This window comes from Pseudomonas sp. fls2-241-TYG-175 (assembly GCF_030209155.1).
In the GTDB taxonomy this organism is placed as follows: Bacteria; Pseudomonadota; Gammaproteobacteria; order Pseudomonadales; family Pseudomonadaceae; genus Aquipseudomonas; species Aquipseudomonas viridiflava.
Map to the genome: position 1 here is coordinate 122,110 of NZ_JARVSO010000013.1, position 17,409 is coordinate 139,518.

Below are 17,409 nucleotides of genomic sequence, written 5' to 3' on the forward strand. Positions count from 1 at the left end.
ATTCTCGGCCGCATTATAAACATGACGCGCCAGTGCCTATGTGCAGGTATTCGCCTGCATGACGTTCCTTGACCAACCTGCAACCCTCTGCTGATCTAGTGGTTCGCCCGCAGGCAATGTCCTACGCGGGCAGCGGCATCACGCTACAACATCACATGACAAGGAGAGTGAAATGCCTTTTGTACCGGTTACAGAGCTCAAGAACTACATCGGCAAGGAACTGGGATGTTCCGACTGGCTGACCATCGATCAGGAACGCATCAACCTGTTCGCCGAGGCGACAGGAGATTTTCAGTTCATCCACGTCGATCCGGTCAAGGCTGCAAACACCCCGTTCGGCGCAACCATCGCTCACGGTTTTCTCACGCTGTCGCTCATTCCCCAACTGATGGGTGATCTGTTAGTACTGCCCGAAGGCATGAAGATGGTGATCAACTACGGACTGGATACCGTGCGCTTCGTTCAGCCGGTGCTGGTCAATTCCCGTGTGCGCCTGAAGGTCGAACTGACCGATGCTACCGAGAAGAAGCCCGGCCAGTGGCTGCTCAAGGCGACCACCACCATGGAGATCGAGGGACAGGAAAAACCGGCGTTTGTCGCCGAGCCGCTGTCGATGTGCTTCGTGTAACCTGTCTGAAAAACGAAACAGTCGTAACAGACTGTTTCGTACCCGTTACTCACTGCGGCATACTCGCCGACGGTTGAGACATAACATCTGCAAAAGCAGAGCCACGCTCAATCCTGAATCACTCTTCCGGGATCTCACATGCGCGCGCTCGCCCCACTGGCTTTGACACTCTTGATCGCAGGCTGCGGTGATGGCGAATCACTGCTGCCTCCAGACGGCCGTCTCGCGGATGGCGGGCGCTACCGTGGCGATCTGGTCGACGGCGTACTGCAGGGGCAGGGCCGGATCGATTACGCCAACGGCAGTTGGTACGAAGGCCAGTTTGATCGCGGCCAGAGGCAAGGCATCGGCGAGTTGCATGCAAGCAACGGCGACATTTACAAGGGCGGCTTTGAACAGGGTCTGTTCAACGGCCAAGGCAAGCTCACCACCAGCAGCGGCGCCAGCTATGTCGGCGGCTTCAGGCTGGGTCGCCGCGAAGGCGAAGGTACCCAGAAGGACAAGGGCCTGATGTACCGCGGCCAGTTCAAGGAAGGCCTGTATGACGGCCCGGGTCGCCTGGAACTGGAGGACGGCAGCCAGTACCAAGGCCTGTTCGCCAACGGCAAGCCCAACGGCGAAGGCATACGCAGTGACGCCAGCGGCAATCAGTACAGCGGGATGTTCGTCGATGGCCAGTTGCAGGGCAACGGCAGCTTCACCAGCGCGGACGGCGACCAGTACGTTGGCCGCTTTCGCAACAGTCAGCTCGACGGCCAGGGTCGCTATGAGAACAGTGACGGCGACGTCTGGAGCGGCGAATTCAAGGAAGGCGCGCTGACCGGCAAGGGCGAACTGATCGGCTCCGACGGCAGCCGCTATCAGGGCAGCTTCGATAACTGGCGCTTCGCAGGCGAGGGAAAGCTGCACCTGCCGGACGGCAGCACCTATGTCGGTGAGTTTGCCGATGACACCTATCAAGGCAAAGGCGTACTGACCGCGGCCGACGGCACGGTGCAGAGTGGCATCTGGGCCAACGGTCAACGTATCCGCGACGCCAGAGGCAAGCTGTTGCCCGACGCGCTGGAAACAGGTCTGCTTGCTCAGGGTTCGCTGCTGGAGAAGGCGCTTGCAGCCGTGCCCGCCTCCACCGCCGCACCCGAACTGTACAGCCTGGTGGTGGGCGGCGACGGCAAGCAAAGCGTGTTCATGCGCGAAGCGGATTACGTGAGCAACCTGCTGGCCACGCGTTTTGGCGCAGTCGGGCAGATCAGGCTGGTCAATCATCGCGACCATATGGACGACCGGCCGATGGCGACCCGCGAGACCATCACCCGCGCCGTGCAGACGTTGGCGCAGCGCACCGGCCCTGAAGACCTGATTTTCATTTACCTGACCAGCCACGGCACGCAGGACCACGAACTGGTGCTCGACCAGCCGCGCCTGTCACTGGCCGACCTGCCTGCCGACGCACTGGCTGCAGCGCTGGCTCCGCTGAAAAACCGCGACAAGGTCGTGGTGATCTCGGCCTGCTATTCAGGCGGCTTCATCCCGGACCTTAAAGACGAGCGAACGGTGATCATGACCGCGTCCCGCGCTGACCGTGTTTCCTTCGGCTGCTCGGAAGAGGCCGACTTCACCTATTTTGGCGATGCACTATTCGGCAGGGCGCTGGTCGAAACCGATGACCTGCAGCAGGCTTTCAATGACGCCAAAGCCTACGTGTCCCGACGCGAAACCGAAGACAACTTCGAAGCGTCAGAGCCGCAGATCTGGGCACCCAAGGGCGTTATTGCCCGCTGGCAACTGCTGCGCAGGAATCAGGCAGAACGCGCGCTGAATACGGCGTTGAATCGCAAGGAAGCGAAGACCTCGAGTAGCCGCTAGGCTTATCAGTATCAAGGGAGAAACATTATGTACTTGACGCCGCAACACATCCTGCTCGCAGGGGCCACTGGCCTGACCGGCGAACATCTGCTGGACCGCCTCCTCAACGAACCTACCGTCAGCCGCGTTCTGGCCCCCACACGCCGGGCGCTGGCAGTGCATCCTCACCTTGAAAATCCGGTGGGCGACCTGGACACGTTACTGCCGTCGCTGGGTGGCCGCGTGGACATCGCGTTCTGCTGCCTGGGAACGACCATCAAACAGGCGGGCTCGCAAGACGCCTTCAAGGCCGTTGACCTGGATCTGGTTGTGGCGTTCGCCAAACGGGCACGTGAACTGGGTGCCCGACACCTGCTGGTCATCAGCGCCGTCAATGCAGATGCCAGATCCAGCGTGTTCTACAGCCGCATCAAAGGCGAGATGGAACAGGCGCTCAGAGCACAGGACTGGCCGCAACTGACCATCGCTCGCCCGTCTCTATTGGTCGGCAATCGCCCGGAAACCCGCTGGGCCGAGCAACTGGCTGCGCCCATTGCCAAACTGATCCCCGGCAAATACGGCGCCATTGAAGCCTGCCAACTGGCCCGCGCCCTTTGGCGACTGGCGCTGGAAGAACAGGACGGCGAACGCATTGTCGAGTCGGATGAGCTGCGCAAGCTGGGGAAATAAAGAAGTCCCTGATCGTTACCACGCTCCAGCGTGGTAACGCCTCCCCTGACGCTCCGCGTCACAAAGCGGACGCAGAGCGATGGGCACGATCGGTGTTGAGGCGGATGTGTGTATCACGATGAGCGCAGAGCATCGGCCCGATCAACATTCAACGACCGTCAAAGCCCGCCCGTGGCCTGAACACCGAAACCCAGTGCTGTCAGCAGTGACAACGGCAGCAATAACGTGTCGAGGACGGCGCTGCCCGGCATGTCCAGTGCCGGATAGCTCGGCGCTTCAGCTCCGAAGCGGTCGGTCGCACAGCAACCGCCCTCCAGCGCATACATGTTGAGCCGCGTACCGGCGTAAACCACCGGCGCGCCGGGCTTGGCGGCGTTAAGCGTGCGTGCGGTGGCGCAGCCGGTCATGACCAGCGCCAGCGCAATCACCAGCAGCTTATTCATCGCCACCGACATGGTGCTCGCCCCAGCGCGGCAACATGTCTTGCGGCACGTTCAGCAGATTGAGAATTCGCGCGACCACGAAATCCACCAGATCGTCGATGGTCTGCGGCTGATGGTAGAAGCCGGGCGATGCGGGAAGGATCACCGCGCCCATGTTCGACAGCTTGAGCATGTTCTCCAGGTGAATGCTGGAGAACGGCGCCTCGCGTGGTACCAGAATCAACTGACGACGCTCTTTCAGCGTCACGTCGGCCGCTCGCTCGATCAGGTTGTTGCAGGCGCCGGTCGCAATCGCCGACAGCGTGCCGGTCGAACAGGGCACCACCACCATCGCGCTGGGCGAGCCCGACCCCGAGGCCACTGGCGACATCCAGTCATCGCGGCCATAGACCCGAATCTGCCCCGCCGCCGCACCGGTGTACTCGGTGAGGAAAGCCTGCATCATCATCGCCTTGGGTGGCAGGCGCACATCGGTTTCGGTCGCCATGACCAATTGCGCCGCCTTGGAGATCAGAAAGTGCACCTCCCGATCCTCACGCACCAGACAGTCCAACAGACGCAGGCCGTATTGCGCGCCCGAGGCGCCGGTCATGGCGACGGTAATGCGCTCTGGCCCGCTCATTTCAAGGCCTCGGCCAGTTTGCCATGCAGGCCGCCAAAGCCGCCGTTGCTCATGATCACAATATGCGTGCCCGGTTGAGCCTGGCTCTTGACCCGCGCAATGATCGCTTCAAGCGAATCGCAGACCACCGCAGGCACCGAACACTCGGCCGCTGTGGCGCCCAGGTCCCAGCCCAGATTGGCAGGCGCATACCAGACCACCTGATCGGCCTGCTGTACGCTTTCCGGCAGACCGTCGCGGTGTGCGCCGAGCTTCATGGAGTTGGAACGCGGCTCGATCACGGCAATGATCGAAGCGTCGCCGACCTTCTTGCGCAGACCGTCCAGCGTGGTGGCAATCGCTGTCGGATGGTGAGCAAAGTCGTCATAGATCGTGATGCCATGTACCTCGGCAACCTTCTCCATGCGTCGCTTGACGCTCTTGAACGCACTGAGCGCTTCGACGCCCTGCGCAGGCACCACGCCCACATGACGCGCTGCCGCCAGGGTTGCCAGGGCATTGGCTACGTTGTGCTGTCCCGTCATGTCCCACTCGACCGTGCCCTGCACCTGGCCTTCAAAAATCACCTCAAAACGCGAGCCGTCTTCGCTCAACAGACGGGCCTGCCACTGGCCGCCCTGCCCGGTGGTCTGTACGGGTGTCCAGCAACCCATCTCGATGACCCGCGACAACGCAGGTTCTGTAGTCGGATGAATCACCAGACCTTCGCTCGGAATGGTGCGCACCAGATGATGGAACTGGCGCTCGATGGCTGACAGATCCGGGAAGATGTCCGCGTGATCGAACTCAAGGTTGTTGAGAATTGCGGTGCGCGGGCGGTAGTGGACGAACTTGGAGCGCTTGTCGAAGAAGGCACTGTCGTACTCGTCAGCCTCGACCACAAAGAACGGTGTTTCACCCAGACGCGCAGAAACCGCGAAATTCTGCGGGACACCGCCAATCAGGAAGCCTGGGCTCATGCCTGCGTGTTCGAGCACCCAGGCCAGCATGCTGCTGGTGGTGGTCTTGCCATGCGTACCCGCCACGGCGAGAACCCAGCGACCTTGCAGCACATGGTCCGCCAGCCACTGCGGGCCGGACACATAAGGCAAACCTTTATTCAGGACATACTCGACCGCAGGGTTGCCACGCGACAGGGCGTTGCCGATCACGATCAGGTCCGGCGCAGGATCGAGCTGCGCAGGGTCGTAACCCTGGGTCAGTTCGATGCCCTGGGCTTCGAGCTGCGTACTCATGGGCGGATAGACGTTGGCGTCGGAGCCCGTGACCCGATGCCCCGACTCTTTGGCGAGCACCGCCAGCGAACCCATGAACGTGCCGCAGATACCAAGGATATGAATGTGCATGACCAACCTCTCAGAACATCCCGGCAGGTTAACGTAGGGACGGTGAAATGGCACCCAGAGTTTGTCCGTGGTCACGTCGTTCAGGGTCTGGTCGAGCGCACAGACATGAGGCTAAAGTTCAGGTCCCGAAGGCGAGGCAAATAGCCTACTCTTGATAACCTGCTGCCAGATGTTTGAAAGCTGAATCGATACAGACTTCCTCACAACAAGAACCAGGAGACATACCATGCGCTACGCTCATCCCGGTACCGAAGGCGCCATCGTCAATTTCAAGGAACGCTACGGTAACTACATCGGCGGCGAGTTTGTCGCCCCGGTCAAAGGTCAGTATTTCACCAACACCTCGCCTGTTACCGGCAAGGCCATCGCCGAATTCCCCCGCTCCACCGCCGAAGACATCGACAAGGCGCTCGACGCCGCCCATGCAGCCGCAGAAGCCTGGGGCTCGACCTCGGTGCAGGCCCGCTCGCTGGTCCTGTTGAAGATCGCAGACCGCATCGAAGCCAATCTGGAAATCCTGGCCATCACCGAAACCTGGGACAACGGCAAGGCGATTCGCGAAACCCTGAACGCCGACATCCCGCTGGCCGCCGACCACTTCCGCTACTTCGCGGGCGTACTGCGCGCGCAGGAAGGCAGCGCTGCCGAGATCGACGGCAACACCGTGGCCTATCACATTCATGAACCGCTGGGCGTGGTCGGGCAGATCATTCCCTGGAACTTCCCGATCCTGATGGCCGCGTGGAAACTTGCGCCTGCGCTGGCAGCCGGCAACTGCATCGTGCTCAAGCCTGCCGAGCAGACGCCGCTGGGCATCAGCGTGCTGATCGAACTGATCGGCGATCTGCTGCCACCGGGCGTATTGAATATCGTGCAGGGCTATGGCCGTGAAGCAGGCGAAGCGTTGGCCAGCAGCAAGCGCATCGCCAAGATTGCCTTCACCGGCTCGACCCCGGTCGGCTCGCACATCATGAAGCTGGCGGCGGACAACATCATTCCGTCCACCGTGGAGCTGGGCGGCAAGTCGCCGAACATTTTCTTCGAAGACATCATGAGCGCCGAACCGGAGTTCATCGAGAAAGCCGCCGAAGGTCTGGTGCTGGCGTTCTTCAACCAAGGCGAAGTCTGCACCTGCCCGTCCCGCGCGCTGGTGCAGGAGTCGATTTATCCACAGTTCATGGAAGCGGTGATGCGCAAGGTCGAGAAGATCAAGCGCGGCGATCCTCTGGACACTGACACCATGGTCGGCGCGCAGGCGTCCGAGCAGCAGTTCGACAAGATTCTGTCCTACCTCGACATCGCCAAGGGCGAAGGCGCCGAGCTGTTGACCGGCGGCAAGGTCGAGAAGCTGGAAGGTGATCTGTCGAGCGGCTATTACATCCAGCCGACGTTGCTCAAGGGCAACAACAAGATGCGCGTGTTCCAGGAAGAGATCTTCGGCCCGGTGGTCAGCGTCACGACCTTCAAGGACGAGGCCGAAGCGGTGGCCATCGCCAACGACACCGAGTTCGGTCTGGGCGCAGGTCTGTGGACCCGCGACATCAACCGCGCCTACCGCGTGGGCCGCGCCATCAAGGCTGGTCGTGTCTGGACCAACTGCTACCACCTCTACCCCGCGCACGCGGCGTTCGGTGGCTACAAGAAATCCGGCGTCGGCCGCGAAACCCACAAGATCGCGCTCGAGCACTATCAGCAGACCAAAAACCTGCTGGTGAGCTATGACACCCATCCGCTGGGGTTCTTCTGATCCACTGACGGGATGATCATGCCCATCGCTTAGCGTTGGGCATGCATCTCGTAATGCTAAGCGTGACAGTCGAGTGTTTGAGATCACGCTGATCGTTCCTACGCTCCGCGTGGGAATGCCTCCCAGGACGCTCCGCGTCCGCTCTCGAAGGTGGCGCAGATGCGTGGACAAGCTCCAGCGTTATCCACGTCATGCGCTCGGCTCACTGAATCCGCAATCTGTGCCATTTGTGACGCGGAGCGTCACGGGATGCATGCCCACGCGGAGCGATAGGCACGATCAGTGTCGAGGCAGATTTATGCATAACGATCAGAGCTCTGCATGGGCACGCTCAGCTATGTGCGCACTATCGTCGTGCGCCCTTTTGCCAGGCAATGCTCCGGCATGACGCATCTTCCCTCAGACTTACCCGCTACGCCCCGCAAACTCGCACTCATCGTCAGGATGGAGTATTAATTGCTTACATCGCTTCCCACAGTCGTTTGAACCGGGACGTCACCGGTTCGGCCGAAAGACCACGTCCGACGCGAGCAGCGGGACGTCATGGAGAATCTGTATGGCGAGCTTTTCTCATTCTGTCGGCGCGCAGACGTATCGCTTCGACAGCCTCAAAGAAGTCATGGCCAAGGCCAGCCCTGCGCGTTCCGGCGATTTTCTGGCCGAAGTCGCAGCGCAGAACGATGGCGAGCGTGTAGCCGCGCAGATGGCGCTGGCCAACATCCCGCTCAAGCACTTTCTTGAAGAAGCGCTGATTCCGTACGAAGACGACGAAGTCACGCGTCTGATCATCGACACCCACGACGCCCTCGCCTTCGCGCCTGTCAGCCACCTGACCGTCGGCGGCTTTCGCGACTGGCTGCTCAGCGATCAAGCCGATGAAACCAGCCTGCGAGCACTGGCTCCCGGTCTAACGCCGGAAATGGCTGCCGCCGTTTCGAAGATCATGCGTGTACAGGATCTGGTACTGGTTTCGCAGAAAATCCGCGTCGTCACGCGCTTTCGCAACACCGTCGGCCTGCGCGGTCGCCTGTCGACCCGCCTGCAGCCCAACCACCCGACCGATGATCCGTCCGGCATTGCAGCCAGCGTGCTGGACGGCCTGCTGTACGGTAACGGCGACGCCATGATCGGCATCAACCCGGCCACCGACAGCACCTCGTCCATCATCGCGTTGCTGGAAATGCTCGACGCCATCGTCCAGCGCTACGAGATTCCGACCCAGTCCTGCGTGCTGACCCACGTCACCACCTCCATCGAAGTGATCAACCGCGGCGTGCCGGTGGACCTGGTGTTCCAGTCGATCACCGGCACCGAAGCTGCCAACGCCAGCTTCGGTATCAACCTGAACCTGCTGCAGGAAGGTTACGAAGCAGGACTGAGCCTCAACCGCGGCACGCTCGGGCAGAACCTGATGTATTTCGAGACCGGGCAAGGCAGTGCGCTGTCGGCGAACGCGCACCATGGGGTCGATCAACAGACCTGCGAGACCCGCGCCTACGCCGTTGCACGGCATTTCAATCCGTTCCTGGTCAACACTGTGGTCGGCTTCATCGGCCCCGAGTACCTGTACAACGGTAAACAGATCATCCGCGCCGGGCTTGAAGACCATTTTTGCGGCAAATTGCTGGGCGTGCCGATGGGCTGCGACATCTGCTACACCAACCATGCCGAAGCCGATCAGGACGACATGGACACGCTGCTCACGCTGCTGGGCGTCGCCGGGATCAACTTCATCATGGGCATCCCCGGCTCCGACGACATCATGCTCAACTACCAGACCACCTCGTTCCACGACGCGCTCTATGCCCGGCAAAGCCTGGGCCTGCGTCCGGCTCCGGAATACGAGGCCTGGCTGGAAAAAATGGGCATCTTCACGCAGGCCGACGGACGTGTGCGTTTCGGCGACAGCCTGCCGCCCGCCTTCCGCCACGCCCTGGCGCATCTGGCATGAGGGAACCGCCTGTGAATGAAATGGAAAACATTGAAGCCAAGCCGGACGCCACGCCGCCCAATCCCTGGCTGGAACTGCGTCGCCTGACATCGGCTCGTATCGCCCTGGGCCGCACCGGCACCAGCCTGCCGACCTCGGCGCAACTGGACTTTCAGTTGGCCCATGCCCAGGCACGCGATGCGGTGCATCTGGCGTTCGATCATGCGGGCATCAGTGCTCAACTGGCTGAAAAAGGCCGCGAAACCTTGTTACTGCACAGCGCCGCCGCCGACCGTGACAGTTACTTGCAAAGGCCGGATCTGGGAAGACGCCTGAACGATGAGTCCGCCAGCCAGCTGCGCGACTACGCCGCCGCTCATCCGGGCGGGCTCGATCTGGCGATAGTGGTGGCAGACGGCCTGTCGGCGTTGGCCGTTCATCGCCACGCGGTGCCCTTTCTGGTGCGCCTGGAAGAACAGGCTGAAGCAGAAGGCTGGACGCTGTCGCCTGTGATCATGGTGGAACAGGGTCGCGTGGCCGTCGCCGACGAGATCGGCGAGCTGCTTGGCGCAAAAATGGTGGTGATCCTGATCGGCGAACGCCCCGGCCTCAGTTCTCCTGACAGCCTGGGCCTGTATTTCACCTACGCACCGAAAGTGGGGCTCAACGATGCGCACCGCAATTGCATCTCCAACATTCGCCTGGAAGGCCTGAGCTACGGGATGGCAGCCCATCGCCTGCTGTACCTGATGCGCGAGGCCTGCCGCCGTCAGGTGTCAGGGGTAAAGCTCAAGGACGAAGCCGAGCTCAAGACTGTGGAATCCGACGAGGCCGCCGACAACCTGAACAGACGCACTGGCAATTTCCTGCTCGCCGGTCCCGACGACCCGCATTAGATTGCGCTTTCTAAAGCCGCCAGTCAGCATCGCTGTGACCATCCTGGCGCATTGCATTAGCCCATAGTGAAGTTGAGGCCCGACCATGCGGATCATAAAAGCCACGCTCGAACACCTGGACCTGCTCTGCCCGTTGTTCGTCAAATACCGTGAATTCTACGGCGAGCTGCCATTCCCGGATTCGTCACGGGACTTTCTGGAGAAGCGCCTGCGCCGCGAAGAGTCAGTGATTTATCTCGCGCTGGCGAAGGATGACGAGAACAGATTGCTGGGCTTCTGCCAGCTCTACCCCAGCTATTCCTCGCTGTCGCTCAAGCGCGTGTGGATTCTCAACGACATCTACGTCGCCGAAGACGCCCGCAGACAATTGGTCGCCGACCACCTGATGAAAGAAGCCAAGAAAATGGCCAAGGAAACCCAGGCCGTGCGCATGCGCGTGTCGACCAGCAGCAACAACGACGTGGCGCAGAAAGTCTACGAGTCGATTGGCTTCAAGGAAGACACCCAGTTCAAGAACTACGTGCTGCCGATCAACTCGGACCGTTGATTCTGTTCGCGAGCAATCCGGTTTTTTCCGCTTTTGCTCGCCCATACCTCCTGCCTCGTAACAGTTGTAACATCTCTGTTGAAAGCTTGCGGCCCTCTGCCCGCATTCTCCTTCTATAATGCCGCGCGTACTGCACACGTAGTTTCTTCCGCATGCGACCCGGTCAAGGGTTCTCGCCTCAGGTGCTTCAATGGAATTCAACCCGCTCGACCTCATCCTGCATCTCGATGTTTACCTCGACATGCTGGTGACCAACTATGGCACGTGGATCTACGCGATTCTGTTTCTGGTGATCTTCTGCGAGACCGGTCTGGTGATCATGCCGTTCCTGCCGGGCGATTCCCTGCTGTTCATCGCAGGTGCCGTGGCAGCCGGTGGCGGCATGGACCCGGTTCTGCTCGCCGGGCTGTTGATGCTGGCAGCGATACTGGGCGACAGCACGAACTACGTCATCGGCCGCACGGCCGGTGAAAAACTGTTCAGCAACCCCAGGTCGAAGATTTTCCGTCGCGACTACCTACTGCGCACCCAGGTGTTCTACGAGCGTCATGGCGGGAAGACCGTCACGCTGGCGCGCTTCCTGCCGATCATCCGCACCTTTGCCCCCTTCGTGGCGGGCGTCGGCCGCATGCATTACCCGCGCTTCGTCGGTTTCAGCATGCTGGGTTCGGTGCTGTGGGTGGGCAGTCTGGTCACGCTCGGTTTCTTCTTCGGCAACGTGCCGTTCATCAAGCAGAACCTGACGTTCCTGGTCTTGGCAATCATCGTGCTTTCCCTGCTGCCGATGATCATCGGCGTCGTGCGCAGCCGCACAGGCCGCTCTGTCGACGTCAGCTGACCCATGTGGTCATTCAGCAACTGGCGCAGGCAACGCACGCTGGCGAAGCACCCGGTTTCCACTGAGCTGTGGCAAACCGTTCGCCAGCGCCTGCCGATCCTCGATGGCCTGAGCGCCGAACAGGAAGCGCAGTTGCGCGATGCCTGCGTGCTGTTTCTGCACGACAAGCACCTGACCGCACTGCCGGGTGTGGAACTGAACGATGAACACCGGCTGTTTCTGGCCGCACAGGCGCAACTGCCGTTGCTGAATCTCGGCGACCTGAACTGGTATCAGGGCTTTCACGAGATCGTGCTCTACCCTGACGACTTCGTCAGCCCGCAGCGTCATCGCGACGCCAGCGGCATCGAACACGAATGGGACGGCGAACACAGCGGCGAGGCATGGCTGCAAGGCCCGGTGATTCTGGCCTGGCCAGGCGTGGTGTCGAGCGGTGACTGGGACGGCTACAACCTGGTGATCCACGAGCTGGCACACAAACTGGACATGCTCAACGGCGACGCCAACGGTCTGCCACCGCTGCACAGCGATATGCGCATTACCGAGTGGGCCAGCATCATGCAGAGTGCCTTCGACGACCTCAACCGTCAGCTCGACCTGAACCCAGACGCCGAAACCACCATCGACCCGTACGCCGCTCAGGACGCCGCCGAATTTTTCGCCGTCACCAGCGAATACTTTTTCAGCGCCCCGGACCTGTTGCACACCAGCTATCCCGCTGTCTACGACCAACTCAAAGCCTTCTACCGCCAGGACACCCTCGCCCGGCTGAAGGCTTTGCAAGAGCAGGACACGGCTTACAAGGACACCTACTGAAACGTCCAACCCCGCGCGTGGCAACCAAAACAGAATATGCCTATAATCCGGACCACTTTTTGGCGGTTCGCGCCAAAATCTGTCTGGTCAACTACGGGGGCAAAGCCCAATGAGCTACAGCACGATTCCGGCAGGTAAAGACCTGCCGAACGACATCTACGTCGCGATCGAAATCCCGGCCAACCACGCGCCGATCAAGTACGAAATCGACAAAGACACCGATTGCCTGTTCGTTGATCGTTTCATGGCCACCCCAATGTTCTACCCAGCCAACTACGGCTTCATCCCCAACACCCTGGCGGATGACGGCGACCCCCTCGACGTGCTGGTCGTGACCCCATACCCGGTTTCCCCAGGTTCGGTCATCCGCGCACGCCCGGTCGGCATCCTGCACATGACCGACGACGGCGGCGGCGATGCCAAAGTCATCGCAGTCCCGCACGACAAACTGTCCCAGCTGTACGTCGACGTCAAAGAGTACACCGACCTGCCAGCCCTGCTGCTTGAGCAGATCAAGCACTTCTTCGAGAACTACAAGGATCTCGAAAAAGGCAAATGGGTCAAGATCGAAGGCTGGGGCGACGCAGAAGCCGCCCGTGCTGAAATCACCAAATCGGTTGCAGCCTTCAAAGGCTGATTGACGGTTTGCCATGTCGAGACACCTGCGTTGCGGGTGTCTTGGCATAGATGTCCGTAACACCCTCCCCTCGCAACGCCCCCTCTGCTGCGATTTTTTTCAAAACCCGCGTTTAAAAATGCGTTTAATCGCTCTCTCGCAATAAACATCCCGTCAACGCCCGCACACCCGGCCTGAACAAATCCCGCAGCGTTTATCCAAAATTCGGCGATTACGGAACATGCCTACACAACAAACGTCCCGTCTGTAATACCTCTAGCCGTACACCCCCAGCGACAACGCCGACATCAACACCTCGTTCATTTAAACGCCCTGATCGCGCCAGTAAACTCGGCCCCATGAATACATCAGGCGATCGACTCCGCATCCTTCTCAAAGAGTGCCACCTCACTGCGACTGATTTTGCTGCCAACCGCAAGATCACGCCGCAACACGTCAATAATTGGTTCAAGCGCGGCGTCCCCATGGCGCGTATTGATGAGGTGGCTGAATTATTAACCGTTAACGCCCGCTGGCTGCGCACCGGCGAAGGCCCCAAACACCCGACCGACTCCGCCAATGAAAACAACGGCGGCGACACTCGACTGATCGTCCATCAGGATCAAGGAAGAAACATGCTGCGTGGAGACGTGGAAATTCAGATCTTCAAGGAAATCGAATCCACCCATGGCGTCAGCAAAACCGTCCTGGCCGAAGCCCCAGGACAAAAAATCCGCCTGCCGCTGCAGGTCCTGCAAACCATGGGCATCGACCCCAGAAACTGTCTGTGCGTCGCCATGGTCGGTAACAGCATGGCCGACAAGATCCAGGATGGCTCGATTCTGGGGGTGGACCGCGAGCTGACGCAGGTTATCGACGGCGAAATCTACGCTATCGAACACGGTGGCATCCTGCGCGTGCGCTACCTCTACCGCCTGCCCAACGGCGGCCTGCGCCTGCGCAGCCACAACGACGCCGAATACCCCGACGAAATCTTCAGCGCCGAAGACATCGAAGACGAACGCATCCGCATCCTGGGCTGGATCTTCTGGTGGTCCACCCTCAACAGCCGTAGAAATGCGATGCTGCTGTTCTGACACGGGCGTGATGGCACATCAAGGCTGGGCATGGGCGGCAAAAATCAGTATGCTGTCCGCCATCCAAAGCATCCCCGCCCAGCGGCGATGCCACGGCACGGCAGATGACGCATCTGCCCTGCTCTCTTATCAGCATTCCTTGCGAATGCACCTTTTGCAGGCGATTGCGGTTTACCAAAAATAGACCAAAATTGCCCACGAGAAGCCGGCCACAAGCCGGCTTTTTAATGTCTGAAATAATCCTGCCCCATCCAAGAATCTTCCTGAAAGCTTAGCTATTCCGGGGGTTCAGACATTTCCCTGTCCGATGGTGTCAACGCCATTTGACCTCATCCGAGGATGAAGTGAGGGACAGGTGGGGGGGGGACCGCACTATTGAATTGAACCAATAACAACCGAGCTACTCAGGTCTTTCTGGAGACTAGGCAGGCCGATCCCAAACCTCTAAAAATACGCAGCCTTGCTCAGTAACCGACTTCTTTCTGATGCCGAAAGGCCAATTCATAGACAGCATCACCCGCGCGCTGATGCCTATAGAGCGCCACATAACCCGAATCACCAAACTCGATAATTAGCTCACGTAACTCCGGCAGATCTGGAAATGGGCGACCTACTTCGGGCCTCCTTCCAAGCGAGCAAATTGTCGCTCAATCACTTGGGCCGCTCGCTGCGCTATCTGTGGACCCTTTTCGACAAGCAACCGACGACAACACTCCAAGCCTTGCGCAGTACCTTCAGTGATAATCAATCGTGGCACTTGGGAAGCTCCGCCTCAGCCTCAGTACCCCAGGTATTGAGCCAGGCCCGAGCCTCTTGGCCGGTCATATGCCGACCCGTTTCCTGATAGACGGCCCACGACGCCAAGGCTTTCTGCTTGAAGCCCTCGCGAGCTTCTTCGCGATCGACGTACTGCGCTATCGCTTCGCGCATAACCCAATGGGGCGAACGTTGACGCAGACCAGCCAAGTGCTGAATGCGACTTTTCAGCTCGTCATCAATTTTGATTGAAGTGGCCATAGCCGAACCCTCGTTATCTAAAGGTATTACCTTTTGATAAGTTATTAGTCCCCCTGCTCATCTGTCCATACGCCCAGAAGACGGACGACTGCACGCAGAGCCAGAATGGGGGGACAGCGGAGGGGGATAGATACACGATTAACACAGCGTTGGACAATTGACTCGGTAGAAGCATGAGTCCTGCATCCAGCACGTTTTCCAGGCAGGCGACTGGTTGCGCTGCATCAGTCTGCGAAGCCCAGCCTCCTCCGCCGCGCCACCAACGCCCGTCGCAACGCGACATCCGCATACTCCATGAAAATCCCCGCCAACCTCTTCAGCGCTGCCTCCTCCCCTTCGCTGCCCACGATAAAATCAAACCCCAACGCCCGCTTGTTCTGATCGGGCAGCTCATCCCAACTGGTCATGAGGTAGCCGTACATAGCACTGACGACATGATGCCTATTCGTCGATCCAGACCTGGCAACAGATGCCCCAACACGGTTGCGAACACCTGAACGACTGCGCTGGAAAACGCGGCAGTTTTTACACAGCAGTTGGGTTGATGCAGCCCTGCGAAGCGGTTTCTGTTTTTTATTCTGGCTCATGATTTCTGATCCTTGCGCTCTCGCGACGACTCGTCCTTATGAAACACATTCGCGCTAACGAATGCTATAGCGTGTAGTGCTATAACATGCATTCAAGCGAAATCCCTTTCTTTTGTAAAGGGGCAGCGCTATGAAACTGAGTAAAGCAATCGGCGCCGCACTCAAGGAGGCGCGTGAGGCGAAGGGACTGACGCAAGAGGACTTTGTCGGGGTCAGTGGCCGCACTTATCTGTCTGAAATCGAGCGCGGGCTGAAGAGCCCGACGTTGGAGAAACTCGACCAGCTCGCCACCAGAATCGGTATTCATCCACTGGAGTTGCTGGTTTCGTGTTACGCCATGCAGTGCTCGATGAGTGAACGCGAGTTAGTGGATCTGCTGGATGAGCGTTTGAGAAAAGCGCAGGACCCACTGTGAAGGCCAAGCACCTCAGCCCAAACCCTGGTGCCAGAAACTGACACCCCGCCATGCTCAGATAACCCTGGTGGGAAACGATCCCGGCGCAAGGCCCTGATCTTTGCGGAAATCACTCTTTGAAAGCTTTTGAGAGGCTCGTCAAATGGCGTTCAAAAAACCGTCTCTAGCCTGGATAGTGCTGGTTCCTCTGCTTGCCTGGACAACGCCCGGCTGGACACAAACGCCTGAGGTCAACGACCAGATTGACGGCCTTGTCAGAGAGCCTCTTGTCCTGAACGTCCTTCTGCCTGACGGACAGACGGCGACGCTGGATGCATTTGTCACACGCCCCGACAGGCCCGGACGCTGGCCGGTTGCGTTGATCACCCATGGCACCGATGGCAATCAGATTGATCGCGCGATCAGCCCTAACCGATTTTCATCCGCGGCAATAGCCTTTGCTCGCCATGGTTACGCGTCAGTTGTGGTCATGCGCCAAGGGTATGGAAAGTCTTCAGGCGTCACCGATTACCAGCACCAGGTTGGAACCTGCGAGCACCCCCATCATGCGAAGGCCGGTAAAATTGCAGCCGACGATCTCATCGCCGCTCTGAGCGCCATCCGGCTTGAATCGTGGGCCTCGCCTGATGAAGCCATCATGATGGGGCAATCTGCAGGAGGCTTCGCGGTATTGGCTGCCGGTGCCGACAATCCTCCGGGCGTGCAAGCGATCATCAACTTCGATGGTGGTCGTGGCGCAATCAAGTCGGGTGGGGTTTGCGACAAAGAGCACTTGTTAGCATCCATCGCAAGCTTTGGCAGGCGATCACATATGCCTGCCCTCTGGCTTTATGCCGTCAATGACGAGGTGTTTCCTATGCCGCTGAGCAGAGAGATGTTTGATACCTATCTCTCTGCCGGAGGCATTGGTGAGTTTCAGGAGGCTCCGGCATTCGAAAAAAACGGTCATGTCTTTATAGAATGGGCGCCTGAACAAACGTGGTGGAATACCGTTTCCGACTTTCTGAACAAACAGCAGCTTGCATCTCACGAAATCGTGGCACTGCCTGCAACCGATCTTCCCGCACCCGCAGAACTGAGTGCTGCAGCAAAAGACGCCTTGCGTGCATATGCGCAAAACCAGTCGTACGAGAAAGCGTTCGCAACCAATGGCAAAGGTGTCTGGGGCTGGAGTAAGGGTGAACGAACTCAAGACGATGCCGCTGCCAGGGCGATGGAATACTGTCAAAAGAATGTTATTGGTGATGGACCCGCTTGCACCGTCTACGCGCTAGGCAATCATCTGATGGCTTCAGGTGCGCAAGCTGACGCCAGCTCCCACTGAAGAAT

18 protein-coding genes are annotated in these 17,409 nt (G+C 59.4%); 13 read left to right on the forward strand and 5 right to left on the reverse strand.

Annotated elements, in window-relative coordinates; genetic code table 11:
• Positions 1-172: 172 nt before the first annotated feature.
• The 3 genes from QRN20_RS10990 (at position 173) to QRN20_RS11000 (ending at position 3,163) form a co-directional block, all read left to right on the forward strand.
• Entirely contained in the window at positions 173-628 is a 456-nt protein-coding gene (locus QRN20_RS10990; RefSeq protein ID WP_025995547.1) for a MaoC family dehydratase, read from the forward strand.
• A 138-nt stretch (positions 629-766) separates the two neighbouring features.
• Positions 767-2,494 carry a C13 family peptidase gene (locus QRN20_RS10995; RefSeq protein WP_285360364.1) on the forward strand — a complete coding sequence of 576 codons (1,728 nt, stop codon included), beginning with the start codon at positions 767-769 and terminating at the stop codon, positions 2,492-2,494.
• A gap of 27 nt (positions 2,495-2,521) precedes the next feature.
• The gene (locus tag QRN20_RS11000; protein ID WP_122500086.1) at positions 2,522-3,163 is read left to right on the forward strand and encodes an oxidoreductase; all 642 of its coding nucleotides are present in this window, start codon (positions 2,522-2,524) and stop codon (positions 3,161-3,163) included.
• A 158-nt stretch (positions 3,164-3,321) separates the two neighbouring features.
• Here QRN20_RS11000 and QRN20_RS11005 read toward each other — a convergent pair whose 3' ends face one another.
• Genes QRN20_RS11005 through mpl form a run of 3 tightly spaced genes read right to left on the reverse strand, consistent with a single transcriptional unit; the run spans position 3,322 to position 5,574 of the window.
• On the reverse strand, positions 3,322-3,606 hold the full coding sequence (locus QRN20_RS11005; protein WP_029241872.1) for a YceK/YidQ family lipoprotein: 285 nt from the start codon (positions 3,604-3,606) through the stop codon (positions 3,322-3,324).
• A complete protein-coding gene (gene ubiX / locus QRN20_RS11010) occupies positions 3,599-4,228 on the reverse strand; it encodes a flavin prenyltransferase UbiX (protein WP_004885884.1) in 630 nt (209 codons plus the stop codon). Before ubiX ends, QRN20_RS11005 begins: the two co-directional genes overlap by 8 nt.
• Positions 4,225-5,574, reverse strand: coding sequence for a UDP-N-acetylmuramate:L-alanyl-gamma-D-glutamyl-meso-diaminopimelate ligase (mpl, locus tag QRN20_RS11015; RefSeq protein WP_043305234.1), 1,350 nt, complete (start codon positions 5,572-5,574; stop codon positions 4,225-4,227). Before mpl ends, ubiX begins: the two co-directional genes overlap by 4 nt.
• A 226-nt stretch (positions 5,575-5,800) precedes the next feature.
• Between mpl and exaC the strand changes: the two genes are divergently transcribed.
• The 8 genes from exaC to QRN20_RS11055 all read left to right on the forward strand — a co-directional run bounded on the left by exaC (position 5,801) and on the right by QRN20_RS11055 (position 14,061).
• Positions 5,801-7,321 (forward strand): acetaldehyde dehydrogenase ExaC, encoded by a 1,521-nt coding sequence (gene exaC, locus QRN20_RS11020; protein ID WP_004885889.1) that lies wholly within the window; start codon positions 5,801-5,803, stop codon positions 7,319-7,321.
• A gap of 556 nt (positions 7,322-7,877) precedes the next feature.
• Entirely contained in the window at positions 7,878-9,272 is a 1,395-nt protein-coding gene (locus tag QRN20_RS11025) for an ethanolamine ammonia-lyase subunit EutB (RefSeq protein ID WP_058432976.1), read from the forward strand.
• The gene (eutC, locus tag QRN20_RS11030; RefSeq protein WP_069143151.1) at positions 9,269-10,147 is read left to right on the forward strand and encodes an ethanolamine ammonia-lyase subunit EutC; all 879 of its coding nucleotides are present in this window, start codon (positions 9,269-9,271) and stop codon (positions 10,145-10,147) included. The genes QRN20_RS11025 and eutC overlap by 4 nt, the downstream gene beginning before the upstream one ends.
• Positions 10,148-10,232: 85 nt before the next feature.
• Positions 10,233-10,694 carry a GNAT family N-acetyltransferase gene (locus tag QRN20_RS11035; RefSeq protein WP_004883763.1) on the forward strand — a complete coding sequence of 154 codons (462 nt, stop codon included), beginning with the start codon at positions 10,233-10,235 and terminating at the stop codon, positions 10,692-10,694.
• 190 nt (positions 10,695-10,884) lie between these two features.
• Positions 10,885-11,532 (forward strand): DedA family protein, encoded by a 648-nt coding sequence (locus QRN20_RS11040; RefSeq protein WP_029241876.1) that lies wholly within the window; start codon positions 10,885-10,887, stop codon positions 11,530-11,532.
• 3 nt (positions 11,533-11,535) lie between these two features.
• Positions 11,536-12,348: a M90 family metallopeptidase gene (locus QRN20_RS11045; RefSeq protein WP_285360367.1), complete on the forward strand. Its 813-nt coding sequence runs from the start codon at positions 11,536-11,538 to the stop codon at positions 12,346-12,348.
• A 109-nt stretch (positions 12,349-12,457) separates the two neighbouring features.
• The gene (ppa, locus tag QRN20_RS11050) at positions 12,458-12,985 is read left to right on the forward strand and encodes an inorganic diphosphatase (protein WP_285360368.1); all 528 of its coding nucleotides are present in this window, start codon (positions 12,458-12,460) and stop codon (positions 12,983-12,985) included.
• 338 nt (positions 12,986-13,323) lie between these two features.
• Entirely contained in the window at positions 13,324-14,061 is a 738-nt protein-coding gene (locus QRN20_RS11055; protein ID WP_004883758.1) for a LexA family transcriptional regulator, read from the forward strand.
• A gap of 744 nt (positions 14,062-14,805) precedes the next feature.
• Here the strand turns inward: QRN20_RS11055 and QRN20_RS11065 are convergent.
• Positions 14,806-15,078 carry a CopG family ribbon-helix-helix protein gene (locus tag QRN20_RS11065; protein ID WP_285360369.1) on the reverse strand — a complete coding sequence of 91 codons (273 nt, stop codon included), beginning with the start codon at positions 15,076-15,078 and terminating at the stop codon, positions 14,806-14,808.
• 224 nt (positions 15,079-15,302) lie between these two features.
• On the reverse strand, positions 15,303-15,665 hold the full coding sequence (locus QRN20_RS11070; protein ID WP_285360371.1) for a hypothetical protein: 363 nt from the start codon (positions 15,663-15,665) through the stop codon (positions 15,303-15,305).
• 130 nt (positions 15,666-15,795) lie between these two features.
• On the opposite strand from QRN20_RS11070, the gene QRN20_RS11075 reads away from it, so the two are divergent.
• Together QRN20_RS11075 and QRN20_RS11080 are read left to right on the forward strand one after the other, a co-directional pair.
• Positions 15,796-16,080 carry a helix-turn-helix domain-containing protein gene (locus QRN20_RS11075; RefSeq protein WP_029241880.1) on the forward strand — a complete coding sequence of 95 codons (285 nt, stop codon included), beginning with the start codon at positions 15,796-15,798 and terminating at the stop codon, positions 16,078-16,080.
• Between the two features lie 142 nt (positions 16,081-16,222).
• Complete coding sequence (locus QRN20_RS11080) at positions 16,223-17,404, forward strand: alpha/beta hydrolase family protein (RefSeq protein WP_096767150.1); 1,182 nt, start codon at positions 16,223-16,225, stop codon at positions 17,402-17,404.
• Positions 17,405-17,409: the final 5 nt, after the last annotated feature.